Origin of the sequence: Hydrosulfovibrio ferrireducens, from assembly GCF_046883345.1 — a bacterium.
Classification (GTDB): Bacteria; Desulfobacterota; Desulfobulbia; order Desulfobulbales; family Desulfurivibrionaceae; genus Thiovibrio; species Thiovibrio ferrireducens.
On record NZ_JALKCW010000002.1, the window covers coordinates 1 to 22,621 of the forward strand.

Annotated in this window: 22 protein-coding genes; 5 read left to right on the forward strand and 17 right to left on the reverse strand. The window is 58.8% G+C overall.

The genetic code is table 11. From position 1 onward, the window contains the following. Positions 1–360: 360 nt before the first annotated feature. Together MWR57_RS00250 and MWR57_RS00255 are read left to right on the forward strand one after the other, a co-directional pair. On the forward strand, positions 361–642 hold the full coding sequence (locus MWR57_RS00250) for a type II toxin-antitoxin system Phd/YefM family antitoxin (protein ID WP_423122771.1): 282 nt from the start codon (positions 361–363) through the stop codon (positions 640–642). Next, positions 639–935, forward strand: coding sequence for a type II toxin-antitoxin system RelE/ParE family toxin (locus tag MWR57_RS00255; protein WP_423122772.1), 297 nt, complete (start codon positions 639–641; stop codon positions 933–935). The genes MWR57_RS00250 and MWR57_RS00255 overlap by 4 nt, the downstream gene beginning before the upstream one ends. Positions 936–949: 14 nt before the next feature. On the opposite strand, the gene MWR57_RS00260 is transcribed toward MWR57_RS00255, so the two are convergent. The 13 genes from MWR57_RS00260 to hcp form a co-directional block, all read right to left on the reverse strand. After that, a complete protein-coding gene (locus MWR57_RS00260) occupies positions 950–1,648 on the reverse strand; it encodes a response regulator transcription factor (RefSeq protein WP_423122773.1) in 699 nt (232 codons plus the stop codon). Continuing rightward, on the reverse strand, positions 1,648–3,327 hold the full coding sequence (locus MWR57_RS00265) for a sensor histidine kinase (RefSeq protein WP_423122774.1): 1,680 nt from the start codon (positions 3,325–3,327) through the stop codon (positions 1,648–1,650). The genes MWR57_RS00260 and MWR57_RS00265 overlap by 1 nt, the downstream gene beginning before the upstream one ends. Beyond that, entirely contained in the window at positions 3,324–5,213 is a 1,890-nt protein-coding gene (mnmG, locus tag MWR57_RS00270; protein ID WP_479723926.1) for a tRNA uridine-5-carboxymethylaminomethyl(34) synthesis enzyme MnmG, read from the reverse strand. Before mnmG ends, MWR57_RS00265 begins: the two co-directional genes overlap by 4 nt. Continuing rightward, positions 5,207–6,724: a TrkH family potassium uptake protein gene (locus MWR57_RS00275; RefSeq protein WP_423122776.1), complete on the reverse strand. Its 1,518-nt coding sequence runs from the start codon at positions 6,722–6,724 to the stop codon at positions 5,207–5,209. Before MWR57_RS00275 ends, mnmG begins: the two co-directional genes overlap by 7 nt. 14 nt (positions 6,725–6,738) lie before the next feature. Continuing rightward, positions 6,739–8,091 (reverse strand): Trk system potassium transporter TrkA, encoded by a 1,353-nt coding sequence (gene trkA, locus MWR57_RS00280; protein WP_423122777.1) that lies wholly within the window; start codon positions 8,089–8,091, stop codon positions 6,739–6,741. A gap of 168 nt (positions 8,092–8,259) precedes the next feature. After that, positions 8,260–9,075: a class I SAM-dependent methyltransferase gene (locus MWR57_RS00285; protein ID WP_423122778.1), complete on the reverse strand. Its 816-nt coding sequence runs from the start codon at positions 9,073–9,075 to the stop codon at positions 8,260–8,262. A gap of 7 nt (positions 9,076–9,082) precedes the next feature. Next, positions 9,083–9,778 (reverse strand): class I SAM-dependent methyltransferase, encoded by a 696-nt coding sequence (locus MWR57_RS00290; RefSeq protein WP_423122779.1) that lies wholly within the window; start codon positions 9,776–9,778, stop codon positions 9,083–9,085. 38 nt (positions 9,779–9,816) lie between these two features. Continuing rightward, complete coding sequence (uppP, locus tag MWR57_RS00295; protein WP_423122780.1) at positions 9,817–10,629, reverse strand: undecaprenyl-diphosphatase UppP; 813 nt, start codon at positions 10,627–10,629, stop codon at positions 9,817–9,819. Between the two features lie 134 nt (positions 10,630–10,763). After that, entirely contained in the window at positions 10,764–10,997 is a 234-nt protein-coding gene (gene extJ, locus MWR57_RS00300; protein ID WP_423122781.1) for a selenite/tellurite reduction operon protein ExtJ, read from the reverse strand. 119 nt (positions 10,998–11,116) lie between these two features. Next, positions 11,117–11,623: a TlpA disulfide reductase family protein gene (locus MWR57_RS00305; RefSeq protein WP_423122782.1), complete on the reverse strand. Its 507-nt coding sequence runs from the start codon at positions 11,621–11,623 to the stop codon at positions 11,117–11,119. Between the two features lie 123 nt (positions 11,624–11,746). Then, a complete protein-coding gene (locus MWR57_RS00310; RefSeq protein WP_423122783.1) occupies positions 11,747–12,502 on the reverse strand; it encodes an ATP-binding protein in 756 nt (251 codons plus the stop codon). A 12-nt stretch (positions 12,503–12,514) separates the two neighbouring features. After that, positions 12,515–13,294, reverse strand: a complete 780-nt coding sequence (locus MWR57_RS00315; RefSeq protein WP_423122784.1) for an HD domain-containing protein — start codon at positions 13,292–13,294, stop codon at positions 12,515–12,517. A gap of 129 nt (positions 13,295–13,423) precedes the next feature. Beyond that, on the reverse strand, positions 13,424–15,055 hold the full coding sequence (gene hcp / locus MWR57_RS00320; RefSeq protein ID WP_423122785.1) for a hydroxylamine reductase: 1,632 nt from the start codon (positions 15,053–15,055) through the stop codon (positions 13,424–13,426). Between the two features lie 267 nt (positions 15,056–15,322). Between hcp and plsY the strand changes: the two genes are divergently transcribed. Together plsY and MWR57_RS00330 are read left to right on the forward strand one after the other, a co-directional pair. Further along, positions 15,323–15,937: a glycerol-3-phosphate 1-O-acyltransferase PlsY gene (gene plsY, locus MWR57_RS00325; protein WP_423122786.1), complete on the forward strand. Its 615-nt coding sequence runs from the start codon at positions 15,323–15,325 to the stop codon at positions 15,935–15,937. Beyond that, entirely contained in the window at positions 15,934–16,260 is a 327-nt protein-coding gene (locus MWR57_RS00330; RefSeq protein ID WP_423122787.1) for a J domain-containing protein, read from the forward strand. Before plsY ends, MWR57_RS00330 begins: the two co-directional genes overlap by 4 nt. 72 nt (positions 16,261–16,332) lie before the next feature. Here MWR57_RS00330 and MWR57_RS00335 read toward each other — a convergent pair whose 3' ends face one another. Together MWR57_RS00335 and polA are read right to left on the reverse strand one after the other, a co-directional pair. After that, the gene (locus MWR57_RS00335) at positions 16,333–18,225 is read right to left on the reverse strand and encodes a SurA N-terminal domain-containing protein (RefSeq protein ID WP_423122788.1); all 1,893 of its coding nucleotides are present in this window, start codon (positions 18,223–18,225) and stop codon (positions 16,333–16,335) included. Positions 18,226–18,338: 113 nt separating this feature from the next. Next, positions 18,339–21,017: a DNA polymerase I gene (gene polA / locus MWR57_RS00340; protein WP_423122789.1), complete on the reverse strand. Its 2,679-nt coding sequence runs from the start codon at positions 21,015–21,017 to the stop codon at positions 18,339–18,341. A gap of 346 nt (positions 21,018–21,363) precedes the next feature. Between polA and flgM the strand changes: the two genes are divergently transcribed. Then, the gene (gene flgM, locus MWR57_RS00345; RefSeq protein WP_423122790.1) at positions 21,364–21,666 is read left to right on the forward strand and encodes a flagellar biosynthesis anti-sigma factor FlgM; all 303 of its coding nucleotides are present in this window, start codon (positions 21,364–21,366) and stop codon (positions 21,664–21,666) included. 63 nt (positions 21,667–21,729) lie between these two features. On the opposite strand, the gene fliW is transcribed toward flgM, so the two are convergent. Both fliW and csrA read right to left on the reverse strand, forming a co-directional pair. Next, a complete protein-coding gene (gene fliW, locus MWR57_RS00350) occupies positions 21,730–22,254 on the reverse strand; it encodes a flagellar assembly protein FliW (protein WP_423122791.1) in 525 nt (174 codons plus the stop codon). Positions 22,255–22,266: 12 nt separating this feature from the next. After that, a complete protein-coding gene (gene csrA / locus MWR57_RS00355; protein ID WP_423122792.1) occupies positions 22,267–22,533 on the reverse strand; it encodes a carbon storage regulator CsrA in 267 nt (88 codons plus the stop codon). Between the last annotated feature and the right edge of the window lie 88 nt (positions 22,534–22,621).

Genomic DNA, 22,621 nt, shown 5'->3' on the forward strand with positions numbered 1-22,621 from the left:
CTGACGAATATTTCGAAACGCTGGACGATGCCGATTAAAAACTGGAAATCGGCGCTGAATCAGTTCAGCATCATGTTTGAAGACAGGCTGCCGGAATTTTGATCACAAAAACCATTTACACAAAATTCTTTACACACCCGCACGGCTCGGCAAATTCGTTAACAGCGTTACCATATTCCCCTGTCCATCGTTTTGTGAAGCAGGGGTTTTATCCTGGTTATTCGGGAGTGGGCAAGGAACTGTCGGGTTTCGTTTTGCTCTACCCGACTACCGGCTAGCGTTGTATGCCCAAAAAAACATACACTTGCTCACACCATACAATGTACGCTATAATGTACTTAAATTTACCGGAGGTACATTATGAAACGATTAAAAATAGATCAAGACATTCGCTCCATGTCGGAGTTCAGAATTGGTATCGCCTCGTTTTTAAAACAGGTACACGACACCAAAAGGCCGCTCATAATCACCCAGCATGGCAAGGGTGCCGCTGTGTTGCTTGATGTCGGCGAATATGAAGCGATGCAGGAAAAAATCGAAATCTTGCAAGATATTCACACCTCTATTTCCCAGATGGAAAATGGTCTGGGTGTGACTCATAATGACGCAAAAGAGATGATCTTGCAGAGCCTAGCCAAATGAAGATTATTTGGTCGCCGCTGGCAATCGAAAGAGTAACGGAAATTGCCCGGTACATTGCCCAAGACAACCCCACTGCCGCACGAAAATGGCTGGAATCCATCTTTGTCAGAGTGGAACAGGTGCAAGCAGCGCCGACAAGTGGACGCATCGTGCCGGAAGTAAATCGAAAGGAAATCAGGGAAATACTTTTTGGGAATTATCGAATCGTGTATCGCGCAGAGCCAAAACACATCTCAATTCTTACCGTACGACACGGAAGGCAAATACTTCCTGTTGATGAAATCGTGGCCTAACACCCCTCCACCCCCTACTCCTCAAACCGATACCCCCGCCCCGGCACCGTGACGATGTAGCGCGGTTCCGCCGGGTTGGCCTCGATCTTTTGGCGGAGGTGCTGGATGTGCACGTCGATGACCCGGCTCCAGGAGTAGAGCTTGGCGTCGCTCCAGAGGCATTGCCGGATCTCTTCCCTGGTCACCAGATTGTTGCGATTCTCCACCAGGCAGGCGAGAACCTGGAACTCCTTGGGGGTGAGGGCTACGACCGTGCCCCGCACCGTTACCACCTGATTGCGCAGGTCGATGGCAAGGTCTCCGGCGTTGATGAGGCTGGGTTGCGGGGGCAGGGCCGTCGGCCGCAGCCTGGCGCGGATGCGCGCTAGAAGTTCGCGGGTTTCAAAGGGTTTGACCATGTAATCGTCCGCCCCCAGTTCCAGGCCGATGACCTTGTCGGAAACCTTGTCCTTGGCGCTGAGCATAATAACCGGCAGGGTGGGATGGAGCGATTTCAGGGCGCAGCAGAATTCCAATCCGTCGCCGTCGGGCAGCATCAGGTCGAGAAGCACCAGATCGGGTTGGCGTTCGGCGAGGATGGCCCGGGCCGCGGCCAGGGAGTCGGCGGTGAGCAGGGTAAAGCCGTGCAGCTCAAGGTTCGCCTTGAGCACCTTGAGGATGTCCTGGTCATCGTCGATGGCCAGCAAGGTGGCCGATGGTGCTCTGGGTTCCATTATTCTCCCCCGGCGGGCAGCCAGAAATAGAGGCAGGCCCCGGGTTCCTTGTCCGCCACGCCGATGACCCCGCCGTGGGCCGCAACGATGCTCCGGCAGATGGTGAGCCCCAGGCCGCTTCCCTCTTTATTGCCCAATTTGTAGAACTTGTCAAAAACCTTTTCCCGCTCTGCTTTGGCAATGCCCGGCCCCTGGTCCTGAACCTCGACCACGGCGAAGCCTTCCTCCTGGAAACCGCGGATGGTGACGGTTGACTGCTCGGGGGTGAACTTGATCGCATTGGCCAGCAGATTGGTGAGCACCTGCCTGATCTTGTCCTCGTCTGCCCTCAGGGGCAGTGTCTCCGGCAGCAGGGCGGCGAGCCGGATTCCCTTTTCGTCGGCAAGGCAGGCAAGGCCGGTGATTGTTTCGCGAATCACCGGCGTCAGATCAAATGCACCGCTATGCAGGGCCGTGTTGTCGCCCATCTCGATCCGCTCGATATCGAGCATGGTGTTGACCAACCGGATGAGGCGATTGGTGTTTTTGTTGATGAGCTGGAAAAAATCGCAGAGTTCATTTTGCGGGCAGTTGCCCGCCTCCTGGGGAGGAAGGCAGGCCAGCTTGGCGGTGACGTATTCCATGGAACCCTTGATGGAGGTCAAGGGGGTGCGCAGTTCGTGGGAGGCGCGGGCGATGAAGTCCGATTTGCGTTCGCTGGCCGCGTTGAGCAGCCGGTTGGTCTCCAGAAGCTTCCGGTTGGATTCGGCAAGATCCTTGGTCGCCTCCCGGATGCGATCCTGAAGATCGCCGTGGTATCCGGTGAGCTGGGCGGTCATGTCGGCAAAGGCGCGGGAGAGATCCTCGAATTCATCCCCGGTTCGCAGGACCTCTCCCGCCTCGTAATTGCCCCGGGAAAATTCCCGGATGGAGGTGGAGAGCCGTTTCATCGGATGCAGCACCAGATGCCGCATCATGAAGATCATCGCGCCGCTCAGGGCGCCCACCACCAAGAGCATGGAGGCGAACATCCGCCGCCGGTTCTGCCTCGCCTCGGTAAAGGTCTTGTCCATGGGCAGGGCAACGCTGATGGCGCCGCGGACATCGCCCACCTTGTAGCCCTGTTCAAGGTGGCATTTCAAGCAGGCTTCTTCGACGTACAGGGGCGAGATGTAGCGGAGGTACGCCTGGCGATCGATGGTTTCGACGGAGACGAGCTCCCGCAGATTTTCCTGTTCAAAGGCCAGCAGGGCGCGGCGCTCGAAGGGGTCTGGCGCATTTTCCGGATTGGTCAGCTTGAGGCTGGTGATGTGGAACCAGAACAACCCCTCTTCTTTGGAGTACTTGGCCAGCTCCTTGGTGACCATGGCCGGGGTTTCCTTGGTGTAGCGACGGCCCTGGCGATCGCGAATCTCGGACTCGGCAAGGTAGGGGGAGGGCTGGGAGCGCGGCAGCTTTTCCACGAAGACCCCGCCGTGGTCGGCGATCCATTTGCGCATCAGAACGATCTGCCGGAAAACCGCGCGGGCCTCATTTTCCGCCTGGCGGACGATGAGTTGCTCCTGGCGCTCGTTGAACACATAGAAGGTGGCGCCAAGGGTGACCAGCAGGGTAAGGCTGCAGCCAACAATGAATTTGAAGCTGAGACTGAATTTCATGGCCTCGCCGAACTGCCTGAGCCATGTGTCAATGCTCGTCAAATCAGGTTCTCCTTTTTTAGATGCACCTGGAGGATGGAGATGGCGGCCGGAGTGATCCCGGAAATGCGCGCGGCCTGGCCCAGGGTCCGGGGCTGGATTTTGGAAAGTTTTTCCACCACCTCCCGGGAAAGGCCCGCCATGGTCCGGTAGGGAAGATCCTCGGGCAGGAGCACTGATTCCATGCGGCGGAAGCGGTCCACCTGCTCGCTTTGCCGCTCGATGTAGCCGTGGTATTTGATGGCCAGCTCGACCTCACGGGTCACCTCTTCCTCGGGGCGCGGCAGGGTGAGGCCGGTGAGCTGGGCCACAGAAGCAAGATCCATCTCCGGCCGGCGCAGAAGATCGGCGGCGCTCACCGCGGTTTTGAGGGTGGCGCTGCCCATGGCCACCAACCGGTCGTTGAGCTCCTGCTTGGGCCGGATCTGGGTGGTGTTGAACAGGGCCAGGGATTCCTCGATGGCCTGTTTCTTGGCCTGAAACAAGCGATAGGTGTCGTCTTGCACCAAACCCAGGTCCCGGCCGATCTCCCCCAATCGCAGGTCGGCGTTGTCTTCCCGCAGCAGCAGCCGGTATTCGGCCCTGGAGGTGAAGAGCCGGTAAGGCTCCTTGGTGCCCCTGGTGACCAGATCGTCGATCAGCACCCCGGTGTACGCCTGGGAGCGGTCCAGGATCAACGGGTCCTCCTCGCGCGCATACTTGACCGCGTTGATTCCGGCCATCAGTCCTTGGGCCGCCGCCTCCTCGTAGCCGGAGGTGCCGTTGATCTGCCCGGCCAGAAAGAGCCCCCGGAGCCGTTTTGTTTCCAGGGAGGGGTGCAGCTCCAGCGGATCGACATAGTCGTATTCAATGGCATAGCCGGGCCGGATGATGGCGACGTTCTCCAGTCCCTTGATGCTGCGGAGCATGGCGGTCTGCACATCCATGGGCAGGCTGGTGGGCAAGCCGTTGGGGTAGATCTCCACCGTGTCCAGCCCTTCGGGCTCCAGAAAGATCTGGTGGCGCTCCTTTTCCGGAAAGCGCATGACCTTGTCTTCCACCGAGGGGCAATAGCGGGCGCCCACCCCTTCGATGATCCCGGTGTACATGGGAGAGCGATCGGTGCCCGCCCGGATGATCGCATGGGTGGTGGGGTTGGTGTAGGTGATGTGGCAGGGGCGCTGGGGGAGCACCGGCCGCTTGCCCCGGTTGCTGAAGGAAAAGAGGTTGGGCGGCTTGTCGCTGTGCTGGGCTTCGAGTTCGGAGTAATCGATGGTGGTGGAGTCCAGGCGCGGGGTGGTGCCGGTCTTCATCCTGCCCATGGCAAAGCCCAGCTCCTTGAGGTGCAGGGGCAGCGAAAGCGAGGGCACGTCGCCCATGCGGCCGGCCGGGAAGTTCTTTAGGCCGATGTGGATCAGGCCGTTTAAAAAGGTGCCGGTGGCGATGACCACGGCCCGGGCGGTGAGCTCCTCTTCCAGGGAGGTGACTACCCCCGCGATGATCCCGTTTTTGATGAGCAGCCGGTCGGCGGTGGTCTGCCGGATATGGAGATTTGCCTGCTGCTCCAGCACCGATTTCATCCGCAGCCGGTAGAGGAGGCGGTCGGCTTGCGCCCGGGAAGACCAGACCGCCGGACCTTTGCGCGTGTTGAGGCGGCGGAACTGGATGCCGGTGGCGTCGATGTTTTTTGCCATCTCGCCGCCGAGGGCGTCGATCTCCTTGACCAGATGCCCCTTGGCCAAGCCGCCGATGGCCGGGTTGCAGCTCATGGCGCCGATGGTATCAACGTTGACCACCAGCACCGCGGTGCGGCAGCCCATCCGGGCTGCGGCCAGCGCGGCTTCGCAGCCGGCATGGCCCGCGCCGATCACGATAACGTCATATTGCGTGGAGTGTGACATGGCTATAATCTGTAAGGGGTGGAACTGCTTGGGGAGGGAGCCTTGGCCATCTGCCAGCGCCAGACGGGTTTTCGCGCCATCTGCCAGAAATCCGGAGTGAGCAGCACCGCCACGGTGTAGAGCTCAAGACGGCCGGCCAGCATGCAGAAGCTTAAGACCCCCTTGGCCAAGGGCGGCAGATGCCCGAAGTGCTGGGCCGGACCGACCAGGTTGAGCCCCGGGCCGATGTTATTCAAGGTGGCGATCACCGCCGTGGTGCCGGTGACGATGTCTACACCCAGGGCGGTAACCACCAGGCTGGCAAAAAGAAAAACCCCGATATGCAGGGCGAGGAATCCCAGAATTGCGACCATGACTTCCTGCGGCACCTTGACCTTGCCGAACTTCAGGGTGCCGATCGTGCGGGGATGCACCAGGTTTCGGAGCTGCAGACGGGCGAACTTGAAGAAGAGCAGGATCCGCACCATCTTGATGCCGCCCCCGGTGGAACCGGCGCAGCCGCCGACAAACATCAGGGAGACCAGGAGGATTTTCAGCGCCGGGGGCCATTGGTCGAAATCCGCGGTGCCGAAGCCGGTGGTGGTGACGACGGAGATCACCTGGAAGACCGCGGTGCGCAGGGTTTGGCCAAAGGTGGCATACACCTGATGATAGGAGTTCACCGCCACGATGAACAGGGTGGCCAGGGTGCAGAGGGTGAGATAAAAGCGGAACTCTTCGTTGCGCCAGTAAACGGAGAGCTTGCCTTTAATGCCCAGGTGGTGCAGGGAAAAGTTGGTGCCGGCCAGAAACATGAAAATGATGATGACGGTTTCGATGTAAACCGAGTCAAAGTGGCCGACGCTGGCGGTATGGGTGGAAAATCCGCCGGTGGCCAGAGTGGCGAAGGAGTGGCAGATGGCGTCGAAAAAACTCATGCCGCCCCAGAGGAGAAGCACGGTTTGCACGGCGGTGAAGAGAAAGTATACGCCCCAGAGGATGCGGGCCGTGTCCTGGATGCGGGGAGCGAGCCGGTCCTTGGTGGGGCCGGGCATCTCGGCCTGAAAGAGCTGCATCCCGCCCACGCCCAGGAGCGGGAGAATGGCCAGGGAAAGGACGATGATGCCCATGCCGCCCAGCCAGTGGGTCATGGCCCGCCAGAAGAGGATGCTGTGCGGGAGAATCTCAACCTGGGTGAGGACCGTGGAGCCGGTGGTGGTAAAACCGGACATCGACTCGAAAAAACAATCGACGAACAGGGGCATCTTGCCGGAGAAATAAAAGGGCAGGGCGCCGAGAAAGGCCAACCCCAGCCAGCTTAAAACCACCACCGCAAAGCCGTCCCGGTAGCCGAGATCCTTTTCCGGCGCAAAGAGGGCGAGCAGCAGCAGTCCGAGGATCGCCCCCAAGCCGGCGGAAAGGAGAAAGGTTGCGATCATGCCGTCTTTAAAATAGAGGCTGAAGGGGATCGGCGTCAAAAGGCAGAGGGAAATCAGGATCAGCAGTTTGCCGAGAATATTGAGAACGCCGCCGGTGCGCATGGCTCGCCCCTGGCCTACGCGTCAAAAAGGCTTTCCAGGTCGGAAAGCGCCTGTTGGGTAAAGAAGACCACCAGATTGTCCCCCGGCTGCAGCTTGGTGTCGCCGGAGGGGATGATCACCTGATTGTGGCGGATGATGGCGCCGACAATGGAGCCTTGCGGAAAATCAAGGAGCTTGAGGGGGAGGTCGATAAAATGTTCCTTTGTGGGAACCTTGATCTCGATGACTTCGGCATTGCTGCCCATCAGGGTGGCGACGTTGACGATCTTGCCGCCGCCGCGGACAAAGCGGAGGATCATGTTGGCCGCAACCTGCCGGGGGCTCAAGGGAACATCGATCCCCAGCTTGCCGAGCATGGGGATGAACCCCGGGCTGTTGATATGGGTGATGCATTTTTTCGCGCCATGGTGTTTGGCCAGCAGGCTGGAAAGAATATTGGTGGTGTCGCTGTTGGTGACGGAGATGACCAGGTCCGCCTGGTCGATGCCTTCGTCGAGCAGGTCCTGGGGTTCCAGGCCGTCGCAGTTGAGGACCACGGTCTGCTCAAGCTGTTCGGAAAGAAATTCGCAGCGGTTCGTGTCCTGTTCCACCAGCCGGACATTGATCTTTTTTTGCTCCAGTTGCCGGGCAACCATATAGCCGATGGTGCTGCCGCCCACGATGAAAACATTCTTCGGCACCTGGCTTTCGGTATTGAAAAGCAACCGCTCCACCGCCGACACATCGCTTTTGCGCATGACCAGATAGATCTTGTCGCCGGCCTCGATCTTGTCTTGCCCGTGGGGAATGATGGTCTGCCCGTCCCGGGTGATGGCGACGATAACAAAATCATAGATTCCTTGCAGGTCCCGGAGTTGCAGCAGGGTGGAGCCGACGCAGGGACGGCCCGCCTGGACGAGGTAGCCGAGCAACTCCACCTGGCCCCGGGCAAATTCCGCCACCTCAAAGGCGGCGGAAACATTGATGAGGTGCATGATCTCTTCGGCCATGGCCAGATCGGGGCTGATCAGCAGGTCGATGCCCAGGGATTTTTCGGCCTGGGAGGTGCCCTGGAGGTAAAAATCGTCGTTGCGCACCCGGGCTATGCGGGTTTTGACATTGTAATTTTTTGAGATGATGCAGGCAATGAGGTTGACCTCGTCGCTGTCGGTGACGGCGATAAAGAGGTCTGTTTTGGCGATGCCCGCCTCCTCAAGGATGCGGGCCGAGGCGCCGCTGCCCCGCACGGTGAGTATGTTGAGGTCCCGTTCGATGCGGCGGAGTTTGGATTCATCCTGATCGATGAGGACAACCTCTTGGCCCTCCACCGAGAGTTTTTCGCTCAGGTGGTAACCGACCATGCCTGCGCCGACGATCATGATACGCATGGAGCCCTCGTTTTAAAAAAAACCGGTGGTTTTTTGCCGGAGGAAAGAGACGTCACGTCCCGGTGTCCGGTGTACGCAAAAAAAGGAAAGACATTTGAAAAAAGAACCAGATAGGCCGATCTTCCACAAAAAAACGGCATTATAGCCGCTCTGCCGGGAATATGCAAATCAGCTCTCTTTTCGCCACCAGATCAAGGCCCATTGCGGAGCGGTCTGGCGGGCGAATTGCCAGGTGTTTTCGTCGAGTTGACTGAGGCGCGCATCCACATAGGCGGTAAGCTGAGCTTCTTCCGCACGGGTCAAATTGTCCACCATCCACCGGTATGATTGCAAGGCCTCTTCCCGTGAGCCGTAGGTACGCTGCTGATCAAGGGTAATGAAGTCGACATGGGCATGGATGCCGAGGGCGTAGAGGATGTTGACCGTGAAGATATAATCCGGCCCGGGCTGAAAATTTCGGCCAATGGCGGCGAAGAGGTTCGGGTCAAAGGGGCCGGCCCCGACCCGGTCAGCCAGGTAGACCCCTTTGTTTGCCCAGTCGTTGAGTTTGCGCAGCGCATCGGCGAGGTTGTCCACGGAGAGCGAGCGGGAGGCAATGGCGATGTCGTGCCGGGCAATGGAGAGTTTCCGCCAGTCATCGTCCCAAGAACCCTGAATGGTCCGGATATTGGTAAGAGATTCCTGCCTGGCCCGTTTGCCGAGTTCGTCCAGCATGGCGGCGGAATAGTCGAGGGCCGTGATCCGACGCACCTGACGGGCCAAGGGGATCGCCAGGGTGCCGGGGCCGCAGCCCACGTCCAGCACGCTCCATTCCGGTTCTACCTGGAGGCGGGAGAGAAATTGCGCCACAAAGGGTGAGTCGAGGTTGCGCTCGGCAAATCCGGCGGCGCGCTGATCCCAGTCGCTGGACTTTTTCTTTTTCCAGGACTTATGGGCTCTGGATTCCCGCCACATGGTGTCCCAGTCGATATCCTGATAACGCATCCGTTCTTTACCCCCGGCGGGTGAGCCGGTTGACGATGATGGTCAGCTCCTTGTCATCGCTGCGCATCTTGCGGGTGGACACCGCGATCTCGTATTCCTTTTCCGCCAGCAGGAGGAATTTAGGCAGGCTTTTGCGACGGACATCGTGGGCCAGGTAGATGACCCCTTGGTCCGCCAGCAGCGAGCGGAAGATGTTTAAAAGCGGGGCGAAAAACTCTTCCCGAAAGAGGATCTCCGCGCCGATGATAGTGTCGAAACGCGGCAGATCGGGCGGTTTCAGCCAGTCGAGCAACCGGCAGTCCACCCCTTTGAGGCCGGTGGCCGCGGCGCTGACCCGTTGAAAATCGAGGATATGCGGCTCGTAATCGGTCAGGGTCACCCGGTAACCGGCCAGGGCGGCGGCAAGGCCCGGCGCGCCCAGACCGGCGCCGAGTTCGAGCAGGGTATGATCTTCTTTTGCCGGGGGGGTGGTGAGCATGAGGTCCGCCAGGACCATGGCGGCTTCCCAGAGCTTTACCCAGAAGGGAAAGTCCTGCACATCCTTGAAGGGATCTTTCCCGGCCAAAAGCGGTTCGAGGTCGGTGACCTGCAGCAGTTGGATCTCCTTGCCGCGCAAGCGTAGCGGGTCGAAGTCCACCTTGTATGTCTTGCGGATTTCCCGGAGACGGGCGTACTGTTTTTCAGGAAGCTGGGCAGGATCCATGGGGGTCTCCACGGCGGCGGAGGATGCCGCGTAGCTGTTTATCGTTGCAGGAAAAGGGCGACTACGACCAAGGCCGCCAGCAGGAAGCGGTAGTAAGCGAAAATGGCAAAACTTCTGGCCCGGATGTATTGCATGATAAAGGAGATGAACAGGTAACCGGAGATGGCGGAGGCGAAAAAACCGGTAAGGTACAGGGAGCTTTGCTCGCCCAGCAGGCCCTGGGTAATGATTTCCGGGAGCTTATAGACTCCGGCTCCGAAGATGATGGGGGCGGAAAGCAGGAAAGAGAAGCGGACCGCCGCCTGCCGGGTAAGGCCCAGAGCAAGGCCGCAGGTGATGGTGCTGCCGCTCCGCGATACTCCGGGGATGATGGCGCAGGCCTGGGCAAGGCCGATGAGCAGCGCGTCGGACAGGGTTATTTCCCCAAAATCATGGGCGCGCTTTCCTGCCTGGTCGGCAAGGAGGAGCAGCAACCCGGCTCCGGCCAGGGCTGCCGCCACCATGGCGGGATGGCGGAAGTATTGTTCCGCGGTGTCGCCCAGAAACAGCCCGGCCAAAACCCCGGGAATGGTGGCAAGGCAGATAAAAAAAGCCATGCCGCGCAGTTTTTTTGCTTCCCCCTCATTATGATTGAGGCCGAGCACTGCCTTGCCCATCTGCAAGAAATCATCACGAAAATAAATAAGGATGGCCAGGAGGGTGCCGAGATGCAGGGCCACGTCAAAGGCCAGGCTGGCTTCTTCGCCCCCGAAAAAATAATGGGCCAGGGCCAGGTGGCCGGAACTGGAGATGGGCAGAAATTCCGTGGCGCCCTGGATGATGCCGAGTATGGCTGCGGTGAAGATATTCATGGTCTGGCACTATACGAAAGGGAAGGGGAAAAGTAAATACCGATGGGGGATGTTGTGCGTCTGGATAAAAAAAAGCCCGGCCTGAGGCCGGGCTTTTGCTGACCGGAAATCCGGGTCAACGGTTCAACAAGGGATTAGCAACCCTCAATGGCTTTTTTCTTCTTGGCGGCCTGGATCTTGCCGTCTTTTACTGTAACCTTGTCGCCAACCTTGGCGGTGCCTTCTACGGTGGATACAGCGCCGCCGCAATCTACGGTTACCTTGGTGCCGTCAACCGCGGTTACTTTGCAGTCAGCAGCGAAAGAAACCGCTGCGGTGCTTACTACGAAAGCCAAAGCCATTGCCAGGGAAATCATCTTCTTGCTCATGTTCATCTCCTCTAAGTGTTATTTGGGAATATCCTGTTTATGGGAAACAGGAAATAATGAATTGCCGTTCAGTAAGTATACGACAGGAGCCCAGGATGTCAACCGGAAAGTCTTTCTTTTTATTTCAGGATGGCATTGAGGTCGTTTACCAGGGTCTGGTGGCCGACGTAGCCGTCGTAGCGCTTGACCACATTGCCCTCCCGGTTGACCAAAAACGAGGTGGGAATGCCGAGAATGCCGCCAAAGGCCGCCGGAGTTTGCGAGTCGCTCAGCAATACGGGATAGTTGATCTCCATCTTCTGGGCGAATTTGTCAACCAGCGCGGCGCCGCCCTGGTCGGTGGAGATGCCGATTACGGTGAAACCCTTTGGCCCGTATTCATTCTGGAGCTGGATGAGCGAAGGGATTTCCTTGCGGCAGGGCGGGCACCAGGTGGCGAAGAAATTAATCAGCATAGCCTTGCCCTGGTAGGCGCTGGCCTTGACCACGGAGCCATCCTTCACGGAAGGCAGGGCAAAGGAGGGCATCTTGGTGGCGGCCTGGGCCCCGCCCGCCATCAGGGTGAAAAGGACAAGGGCGAGGGTGAGAAGGCGGGCTGTCGCCGCCATGGATTTTCTGCTTTGCATGTGCTTCTCCTAGGTTAAGGTCTGCCGCCGACACGGTCTGTAATCGTTTACCGAAATAGCATCAATCTACCCTCTTTTTCAGGGAAACAAAAGGGGAATTATCGGGCCGGCGGCTCGCGGGGATCAAGAGGGCATATCCCCTTGCCGGAGAAGCTCCCCGCGGGCGGAGATCACCACCTCCCGCACCGGGATGGCCGTGCCGGAGCGGGAAAGGGCTTGGGAAACAATGTGGCGCATGTTGGCGCAACAGGGCACCTCCATGATGGCCATGGTGATGCTTTTGATTCCGGCCGAGGCAAAGATTTCCGCGAATTTAGCGATGGCGCTTTCCGCCTCGTCGAATTTTGGGCAGCCCACCATGACCACCTTGCCGCTGAGCAGATTGCGGTGAAAATCCGGATAGGCCACGGGCACGCAGTCGGCCGCGATCAGGAGGTCGGCGCCCTTGAGAAATGGGGCGCTGGGCGGCACCAACCGGATCTGCACCGGCCAGTGGCTTAAGGTTGAGCCGCTGGCCGCCCCGAGTTGAACCGGGGCGTTGGCCGCCTGGCAGGGGGTGGCCGGGGCAAAGGTCTGCAATCTCGCCGAGGGGCAGCCGCCCACCGGCGGGGCGGTTTGGGCGTGCGGCGCCTCCCGGTTTTTGAGCAGCTCTTCCACCGCCTCTTCGTCAAAATCCTCCGCTTCCCGCTCGATGATGCGCAGGGCTCCGGTGGGGCAATGGCCCAGGCAGGCGCCCAGGCCGTCGCAATATTTTTCCGCCAGCATCCGCGCCTTGCCGTCCACGATCTGCAGCGCCCCTTCCGCGCAGTTGATAATGCACTCGCCGCAGCCGTTGCAGAGGTTTTCGTCTATCTCGATTATTTTTCGCAGTATCTTCATGGTGGTTCTCCGTTAGCTCCTGAACAGCGTCTTGGCGGCCAGGGCGGCTCCTGCCTTGGTAAGGAAGGAGCGGTCGATGATCTTTTGCAGATGGTCCGGGGGGGACGGGACATCCTTCTGTTTTTCTTCCAGGTTGGTGATCAGGTCCGCGTCGTAGAGCACCTTGAAGTTCATGGTCTCCTCCGGCCTCGGCACATGGTGGTGGCCGATGATGTCGCAGACCTCGTCGATGAGCGGCTGCGGCGCACCCAGTCCGGTGAGAATCTCCCTGGCCACCGGCGGCCCCTCCACATGCTGGTATTTGGGCGACGAGCTGTTGTACTTGCGTTCCGATTCCCTGATGCCGATGTCGTGGAGATAGGCGGTGATTTCCACCACCGCCGGGTTGCACTCCTCTTTTGCCGCGATATCCAGGGCATGGCGGGCCACCCGGCTGGCGTGGCCGATGCGGCGGAAATCGTCGCCAAAGTAGCGTTTCATCTCAACCGCCACCTGCTCCTTGAGCAGTTCCTGCTTCTTGGCCAGCAGCTCCGGGGGCAAGGAGCCCAGGCATTGCGCGGCATAAGGGCAGTAGGATGCGCAACCGAAGTCGTTGTTGGGGTTGAGCATCCTGGTCCCGCAGGTGCTGCACTTGCGGCTCACGTCATCCTTGAAAAATTCGACACTGTTGCCGCATTTGGGGCAGATCGCCTCGAAAACGGCATTGGCGTCCCAGTAGCGGCTGTCCTGACCGGGGCACTGCATGGCAAGCTCCTTCGTAACTGCCCAGCAACACCACATCTGCTTTGTCATTGGCCTGCTCATGTGCAATAGCACACTTCGCAGGCCTCTTTCGCGCATCTGCGGCGCTGCTGAACCGTTACTCTTTTTATGTAGCTCGGATCAGGCGGCGGAGGGAGGGCCGCTGTCTGATCCGTTGTGTTATCCGAGAATGGCTTTGAGATCCTCGGTCGGGGTGGTTACCGGCTTGATGGCGAAATTCTTTACCAGCACATCCAACACGTTGGGGGTGATGAAGGCGGGCAGGGAGGGTCCGAGCCGGATGTCCTTGATTCCCAAGCTCAACAGGGTCAGCAGGATGACCACCGCCTTCTGCTCGTACCAGGAGAGCACCAGGGAGAGCGGCAGGTCGTTGACCCCGCATTCGAAGGCGCCGGCAAGGGCCACGGCGATCTGGATGGCCGAGTAGGCATCGTTGCACTGGCCCACATCGAGCAGGCGCGGGATGCCGCCGATATCGCCCAGCTTCTTGTCAAAGAAGCGGAACTTGCCGCAGGCCAGGGTCAGCACCATGCAGTCCGTGGGGATCTGCTCCACAAGCTCGGTATAATAGTTGCGGCCGGGCTTGGCGCCGTCGCAGCCGCCCACCAAAAAGAAGTGGCGGATGGCCTTGGACTTGACCGCGGCGATGACCTTGTCCGCCACGCCCAAAACGGTGTTCCGGGCAAAGCCTACCAGGACCGAGCCGTTGTCCACGGTATCGGTGAAGCCGGGCAGGGCCAGGGCGCGGTTGATGACCGGGCTGAAGTCCTTGTCCTCGCCGATGTGCGCTACATCGGGCCAGCCGACCAGGCCGGTGGTGAAGACGTTGGCCTTGTAAGCGTCGCTGGGCTTCTGGATGCAGTTGGTGGTAAAGAGGATGGCCCCGGGAAATTGCGGCATCTCTTTCTGCTGGTTCTGCCAGGCGGTGCCGAAATGCCCGTAAAAATGGGGGTATTTTTTCAGCTCGGGATAGCCGTGGCAGGGAAGCATTTCGCCATGGGTGTAAATGTTGATCCCCTTACCCTTGGTCTGCTCAAGGAGCATGGCCAGATCCTTGAGGTCATGGCCGGTGACCAGGATGCACTTGCCGGGGATATGCCCCAGCGGCACCGGGGTGGGAACCGGATGGCCGTAGGTGGTGGTGTTGCCGGCATCGAGCAGCTCCATGGCCTTGAGATTGACCTCGCCGCATTTGAGAGCCAGGCCCACCAGTTGGTCAAGCCCCAGATCCTTGCGGGTCAGCTCGCCCATGGCCTCATGGATGTAGGCATAGACCGTTTCGTCTTCCTTGCCGAGGATGGCGGCGTGGTCGGTGTAGGCGGCAAGGCCGCGCAGACCGTACATGGTGATCTGCTTCAAGGATTGCAGGTCCGGATTGGCGTCCAGGGTATTGATGAAGTTCAGGGCCGCGCCCTGCGCTTCCAAGCCGGCCAGGGTGTCGGCCGGGGTAAAGGTGGCGGCCGGAACGGTGAAATCAACCACGCCGCCCGCAGCCTTGACCTTGGTCTTCAAGCCTTCCCGCAGGGTGACGGTTTTGCGGATCAGGGTTTCAAAGCGGCTGGGGTCGAAATCCACATTGGTGAGGCAGGAAAAAATCGCCTCGCAGGTGAAGCGGTCAACACCGCGGTCAACTACGCCGACCTTGCGGCCGGCAGCGGCTACGAGGCACAAGCCTTGGACCGCATGGGTCAGCAGGTCTTCCAGCCCGGCAACTGCTTCGTTTTTTCCACAGACACCCATGACGGTGCATCCGGTTCCCTTGGCGGTCTGTTCACATTGGTTGCAAAACATGGCGATTCTCCTCTGTTGTGATGTAAAGGTGGTGTAGCCCGTATTGGTGCGTTTGTTAAGGAGACTATAGCGGTAATTATCCCCCGGGGCGTTGACTTAAATCAAGAACAAAGATATTTTTTGTCCGGATTGATTTTTTTGCAAAACTGCGCTGATGGCTGCGGTCTGACGGCTGAAAACAGAAAATTAAGCATGAAAAATGTCGTCTTGCGGTTTAGAGTGACTGGCGCGGAAGACATTTTTTATCCATACTCTGGCAGGGGCGGCATGGAATATATCCTGGTTCTCGGCTCATATCTCATAGGCTCAATACCCTTTGGTCTGGTGTTGGGAAAACTGGCGGGTATTGACGTGCGCGGTGCGGGCAGCGGCAATATCGGCGCCACCAATGTCGCCCGGCTGGCCGGCAAAAAGCTTGGGGTGCTCACCCTGGCCTGCGATGCGCTCAAGGCCATTCTGCCGATGCTTGCCGCGGCCTGGTTGCTGGAGAATAGCGGCCAGCGGGAGCTGTGGGTAGCGCTTTGCGGCGGCGCGGCCTTTCTGGGCCATCTCTATCCGCTGTATCTGCGGTTTAAGGGCGGCAAGGGCGTGGCCACGGCGCTGGGCATCTTTCTCTATCTTGAGCCGGCGGCGGCGCTCATCGGCATGCTTCTCTTTGTCGGGGTGGTCTACAACTGGGGCTATGTTTCTCTGGGTTCGCTCACCGTGGCCCTGCTGATGCCGGGTTTGGTCTGGCTGCTCTCCGGTTCAGTGAGCAATTCTCTCCTGGCGTTCGGGATAGGGGCGTTGATCTGGCTCAAGCATCGGGACAACATCGAGCGTCTCATGAAGCATGAGGAGAAGAGCTGGAGAAAAAAAGACTCCGGCTCGAACAGCGCATGACCAACGATGAATGGAAAAAGATCGTGGAGGCCAAGACTCTCTTGGGTTTGCCGGACCAGGCAAGCCTGGCCGAGATAAAAAAAGCCTACCGACGGCTCTCCAAGGAGCATCATCCCGATCTTGCCCGGCATAAAGAGGCGGGGCCGGAAGTGCAGAGGCTGGAAATGCACCGGCTCACCGAGGCGTGCCAGATTCTTTTGGAATATGGGAAAAAGTACAAAATCCCCCTGGTGCCGGGGGAGGATCAGCCCCTTGACGGGGAAGACTGGTGGATGGAGCGTTTTGGGGATGATCCCCTTTGGAGTCCGGGCCGCGGCAAATAATCGCCAGCGGCCGCAGGGCAGCCATTTGCTTCACAGCCTCGTCACGTTTGCCGCGTGGCGAGGCTGGACTGCTTACTCCAAAAACTTCTTATCGGTGGTGATTGTGGCCCGGCTTTGGAGATACGCGAGCCAAGAGCCCATGACCTGCATCTGTTTTTCCTGGGTCAGCATTTTTCGCAGCGCTTCTTTCCGGCCGGCAAATACATCCTCGCTTGCCGGTTTGTCTTCCTTGAAACGGAGGACATAGAAAGTGGCGCCGTTCTCCGCGATCTCATCAGGGTACGGTGAAGCACTGCTGAGTTTCAAGCCCTGCGCGGCGACGGGCGCTGGCAAGCCGCTGTCTGCCTGCTGGCTTCTCGTGAAAAAAGAAGTTTCCTGAATCCGGCTCCTGGTCTTTTCCGCCCCGGCAACAAGGGAGCCTTCCTTTTTGGCTTGGGCCAGCAAGGCTACGGCACCATCCTTGGCCTTTGCCTGGGCCTGCTCGTCAAGAAAATCCTTTTCCACCCTGGCGCGAACTTCGGCCAGCGCCGGAACCTGGGGTTCCTTCACTTCGTCCACATAGAGAATGGCGTAGCCGCCGTTGATCTCGAGCAAGGAACTCAACTCGCCCTTTTTCAGGGCGAAGATGGTTTTGACAAGCGCGGGCGGCCCTGCCAGCGCCGCGGGAAGGTTGCTCTGGGTAAAATAATCGGTTGTCTGCACCGGCGCCGCCGACTCGGTCGCATACTTGTCCAGGCTGCCGGCCTGGATGATGCCCTCGTAGGCCTGGTTTGCCAGTTGGAAGGTAAGATCCTTGCCGCGCTGGGCCTTGAGTTCATTGGCGATCTGTTCCCGCGCCCCGGCAAGGGTGGTCACCTGCGCCGGTTTGATGTGCTCAAGCTTGATGAGGTGGAGGCCGAATTGCGTCTCCACGACTCCGCTGATCTCTCCTTCCTTGAGAGCAAAGGCCGCCTCGGCAAAGGGCTGGACCATCTGCTCCTTGCGGAAAAAGCCGAGGTCGCCCCCTTTTTCCCCGGATGAGTCCTCGGAGTGTTCCCTGGCCAGTTGAGCAAAATCCTTGCCCGCCTTGGCCAGCGCCAGGATGGCCTCCAGTTTTTTGCGTTTGGCGTCTCGCAGCTCCGGGCTCTCCTTGGCATCGGAGCGAAGCAGGATGTGCCGGGCCTGGCGCTGTTCGGGGGCGGAAAATTTGTCCGGGTTCAAGGCGTAGTACTGTTCGATCTCCTGATCGCTTACCTGGATGGCGGCCAGCCCCTGCTCATTGCGAAAGGTGAGGTATCGGAGCTTGACCTGCGGTTCGGTCAGGTAGGCTTGCTTGCGTTCCGCAAAAAAGGTGTTCAGCTCCTGATCGGCCACCGGGCCCGCAGTCCGGAAATCATCCGCGTTGAAGGCGACATATTCGAGCTTGAGTTGATCGTTGTCAAAGGCGAACCGGTCTTTGATCTCGCTGTCGGAGACTCGGCCGAACCGGGAAAGGTGGGCGAGAATCTTGGCGTGGAGCAGATCGTTGCGCACGCTGTTTTCAAAATCAGCCGTGGTCATTTTTGAGGAGGCAAGGAGCGTTTTGTAGCGGTCGAGTTTGAAGATCCCTTCTTCCCGGAAGGCATCCATGCCATGGATAACCTTGCGCACCTCATCGTTGCCGACAATCAACCCCGCTTCCTTGGCGCCCTGTTGCATGACCAGTTCCTGGATGATCTGGTTCAGCACCTGCTGCTTCAGGTTCAAGACCTCAAGCAGCTCCGGAGGCAGGGTGCCGCCGAACTGTTCCTGATACCTATTGACCGTCTGTTCGTGGGCCTGCTGGTATTGCCGCAAGGAGATTTTCTGGCCATTGACCGTGGCAATGGCGTCGGGGCCGCCTTGTTGGGAAGAGTTCACCCCCCAGAAGACAAAAACCAGAATGATGATGAGGATGATCGCCTGAATATAGGTCGATTTGGCCTTGCGGCGCATGAAGTCGAGCATGTGTCACCCACGGATAATGATGAGAAGGCTGTTTTGTTTGAAATTCAGGACGTTATCCTAATTTTTTTCCCGGAGACAGTCAATGGATTTAAGCAGCCTCGGGGGGATGCCCCTTACACCTTGGCCAGGTTTTCCCCCACCACCGTGTTCACCACCAGGGGGACGTCAAGCTGCATGACCCTTTCCATGGCCTCCTTGACCACGGCGGCGGTTTTTTCTATTTCCGTGGCCGGAACTTCAAAGACCAGCTCGTCGTGGATCTGGAGCAGGAGCTTGGCGCCAAGCCCCAGTTCGCTGATCCTCCGGGTGGCGGCGATGGTGGCCAGCTTGATGATGTCGGCGGCCGTGCCCTGGATCGGGGTGTTGATCGCGGTGCGCTCGGCGAATTCGCGGCTGGCCTTGTTGGAGCTGTTGATGTCGGGCAGCAGCCTGCGCCGGTTGAGCAGGGTGGTGACAAAGCCGTCCTGCCGGGCCTTTTCGACGATCTCCTCCATGAAGCGCTTCACCCCGGCGTAGTGGGCGAAGTAGCGCTCGATGAAGGTGGCTGCCTCCTTGCGGCTCAGGTTGAGCTGGGCGGCAAGGCCGAAGGCGCTGATCCCGTAAATGATCCCGAAGTTGATGGTTTTTGCCACCCGCCGCATCTCCGGCGAGATAAAGGCGGCATTGACCCGGAAGATCTCGGCCGCGGTCTGGTTGTGCACGTCCTGGCCCGCGCGGAAGGCGGCCAGCAGGGCCGGGTCCTGGGCGTAATGGGCCATGACTCTGAGGTCGATCTGGGAATAATCCGCCGACAAAAAGAGCTGGCCCGGCGCCGCGACGAAAGCGGCCCGGATCTTCTGCCCCTCGGGGGTGCGGATCGGGATGTTTTGCAGGTTGGGGTTGCTGCTGCTCAAGCGGCCGGTGGCGGTGACCGTCTGGTTGAAAGAGGTGTGGACCCGCCCGGTTGCGGGGTGGATGAGCTCCGGCAGTCTGTCCACATAGGTGTTCTTGAGCTTGCTTAAGCTGCGGTGGGCCAGGATCGCCGCGGGCAGGTCGTGCTGCCGGGCCAGGCTTTCCAGCACCTTGACATCGGTGGAGTAGCCGGTCTTGGTTTTCCGCCCTTGCGGCAGACCCAGCTTGGCAAAGAGGATCTCGCCGAGCTGGCGGGTGGAGTTGATGTTGAACTCCTCTCCGGCCATGGCATAGATGGTCTTTTCCAAATCCGCGAGCTGCTGGCCGAAATGCTCGGACAAGCGCTGCAGTTGGTTCTGGTCCACGGTGATGCCGGTTTGTTCCATCCGGACCAGAATGGGGACCAGCGCCATCTCCAGGCCGGAGAAAAGCTCCCAGAGGCCAAACGCTTCGAGCTGTGGCCGGAACCGTTGCCAGAGCAGAAAGGCGCCGATCACATCCTCGCAGGAATAGTCCTTGGCCGCTTCCGGGACCACGTAAGCAAAGCTGTCCGGCCGCTTGTCCCCTGCGGTGACCTCGCCGAAGCTGGTCAGCCGCTTGCCGAGCATCTCCAGGCACAGGTCGTCGAGCTTCTGGGAACGGCGGGAAGGGTCGAGGAGGTAGGAGGCGATCATGGTGTCCCACAGGGGGCCATTGAGAGGGAGCCCATGGTTTTCCAGGATGGGCAGATCGAATTTGAGGTTGTGGCCGAGCTTGGCCAGTTTGGGGTCGGCAAGAAGCGGGGCCAGATTTTTTTGGACCAGGGCCAGGGGCAACTGGCCGGCCACCGGTTTTCCCTCGCTGTCCCGGTGGCCGATGGGCAGATAATAGGCCTCCTCGGCGGAACCGCACAGGGAGATGCCCACCAGCTCGGCCACCAGCGGGTCCAGGGAGGTGGTTTCCGTGTCCAGCACCAGTAAAGGGACCTTGGTCAGTTGGTGGCAAACCTTCTGGAGGTGCTGCTCGGAGGTGATCAAGTGGAATCCCGTGGTTTCAAGGGCGATGGCCGTGGAGACGGGGGTTTTCAGCAACCGGCTGAAATCGAGAAAAGAGTAAAGCTCCTGCAGCTTTTCCTGGTTGGGTTCGGGGATCTCGTAGTCCTTGAGCTCCGGCGAGGCGAGATCGTCCTTGAGGGCGATGAGTTGGCGGGAGAGAAAGGCGTTTTCCCTGCCGGCCAGAAGTTTTTCCCGCAGCTTTGCCTGGGAAATGGTCTCGATATGCTGGTAGATTCCTTCCAGCGAACCGCATTGATTGATCAATTTTTCCGCGGTTTTCGGGCCGATGCCGGCCACCCCGGGCACGTTGTCCGAGCTGTCGCCCATCAGGGCGAAAAAATCGAGGAGACGGTCCACCGGTATGTTGTATTTTTTTTGCACTGCGGCAGGGTTCATGAATACGTCCCGCATGGGGTCCCAGACGGTGATGGACTCAGAAACGAGCTGCAGGAGATCCTTGTCCCCGGAGACCACAATCACCGAATGCCCTTGGGCCGCCAGCTTTTTGGCCGCCGAGGCGATCAGGTCGTCGGCCTCGAAGCCCTGCCGCTCCAGGCAGGCGATGTTGTGGGCGGCGACGATCTCCTTGATATAGGGGATCTGGCAGGCAAGGTCGTCGGGCATGGCCGGACGGTTTGCCTTGTAGGCAGGGTACATCTCGTGGCGGAAGTTCGGGCCCCGCACATCAAAGGCGATGCCGAGAAATTTGGGCGTTTTTTCCCGCAGAACCCGGAGGAGGATGTTGGTGAACCCATACACCGCATGGGTGGGCAGGCCGCTCTTGTTGGTGAGCGGGGCAATGGCATGGTAGGCCCTGTAGATGTAGGCGCTTCCGTCGATGAGATACACAGGGTCGAGATTTTTCATGGGCAGATACTACCAGCAGCATACCTGTTTGGCAACACCGGCCCGCGTCTTGTTGGGCAACAGAGAAGAGCGCCGGGACGGTATAGCCTTATGGATGGTCTGCAAGGGAGGGGGCAGATTTTCGTTGGGGGAGAAGAAATGGCGTGGTGAATTGTAATAAAGCCAATAAGATAGGGCGATCTAGACGTAATTTAGCAAACCGGCATGAATTTATTTATTAAGTTTGTCGTTGAATAGCCGATATGATAAGTAAGATATTGTAGGTGCATGGCTTGGGCAAGGGTCCAGGATTATGCGTTGCAGGTTAAGGATGGCGGTGCACCCGCATGGACGCCAGGAGTTGGTCATGAAACTGACAGGTATTTTTCCACAGGTTAAGACGGAGAAGGTTCAGCTCAAAAGATCCGAGGAGGCGGTTGCCTCTAACGCGAATTCGGGCAAAGCTGTCCCTGCCGATACAGTGGAGCTTTCCGCCGGTTCTCAGGATGTGCAGAAAGCCAAGGCTATTCTTGCGCAAACCCCTGATGTGCGGGCCGATAAGGTGCAGGCTCTTAAAGAAAAGATCGCCGACGGCGATTATACCGTTGATCCACACAGGATTGCCGATAATATGCTGACCAGCCTGCTTTCTGAGTCTGTGGTGAATTAGTCTTTTCCGCATTTTTTTTCTCTTAATGGGGTGCTTGCTGCCAGCAGGCGCCCCATTCTTGTTTTATTTCCCATCATCGGTAAAGACCGGCCAGCGAGGATCCCATTTGTTCGGGTCCAAAATAATCTGTTTTGCTAACCGTTGCTCCGGATTGATCATCAGTGGACCAAGCAGGTTGGCAGTCATCTTTTGCGGATTGTTATGCGGGATGGTCAGCAGCAAAAGGATGTTGAGTTCGTCCTCCTCTCCTGCTTTCAGCTCCTGCCTGGCTTGGGCCGGGAGAGCCGGGTTATAGTCCGGGACAAGGATCAAGGCCGGAATAACCACAAAGGCAAGCTGCGGATCATCCAAGGACTGCAGCCACATGAAGGGCGTGTTCTCGCCATGGGGAATGAGCATGAAGCGTTTGGATTCCGGGAAGCCCAAAAAAGGCGAGGTCATGGTGATGATCTTGTCCGGGTTTGCCTGGATCTCGCCAAACCGCGAGCTGGAAACGGTGAGCATCGTATGTTCCTCCGGCGGCAAGGCATGATTGAGATTCTGGGCCATGGTCTTCTCCGTGTGGGCTTGGGTGGTATCTGCTTGCATCGTCGCGACCTTTTATTTTTCTCGCCCTGGACGGGGGCTCGTTCTGCCTTTGCCCTGGGCAAAGGCGGTGGCGAGAGAGGAGAAGTCGGCTTGGGTGTCCAGGGCCGCTCTTTGGTTCTCCTCTAAAATTTTGAGGTAGATTTCCTCTCGGTGCACGGTGATCTCCGGGGGCGCTTCGATCCCGATTTTGACTTGCCCCCCCTTTATTTCAAGGATTCGAATCGTAATATCGTCTCCGATTGAAATACCTTCCTCGTGTTTTCTTGATAAGATCAGCATTCCCTTCGCCCTCCCTGGCTTGGTGTGTGACGCCTTTTTTTAGGAGTTCCGCTCTTCCCTGAACGTATTCTCCCCTTTTCGCAAGGCC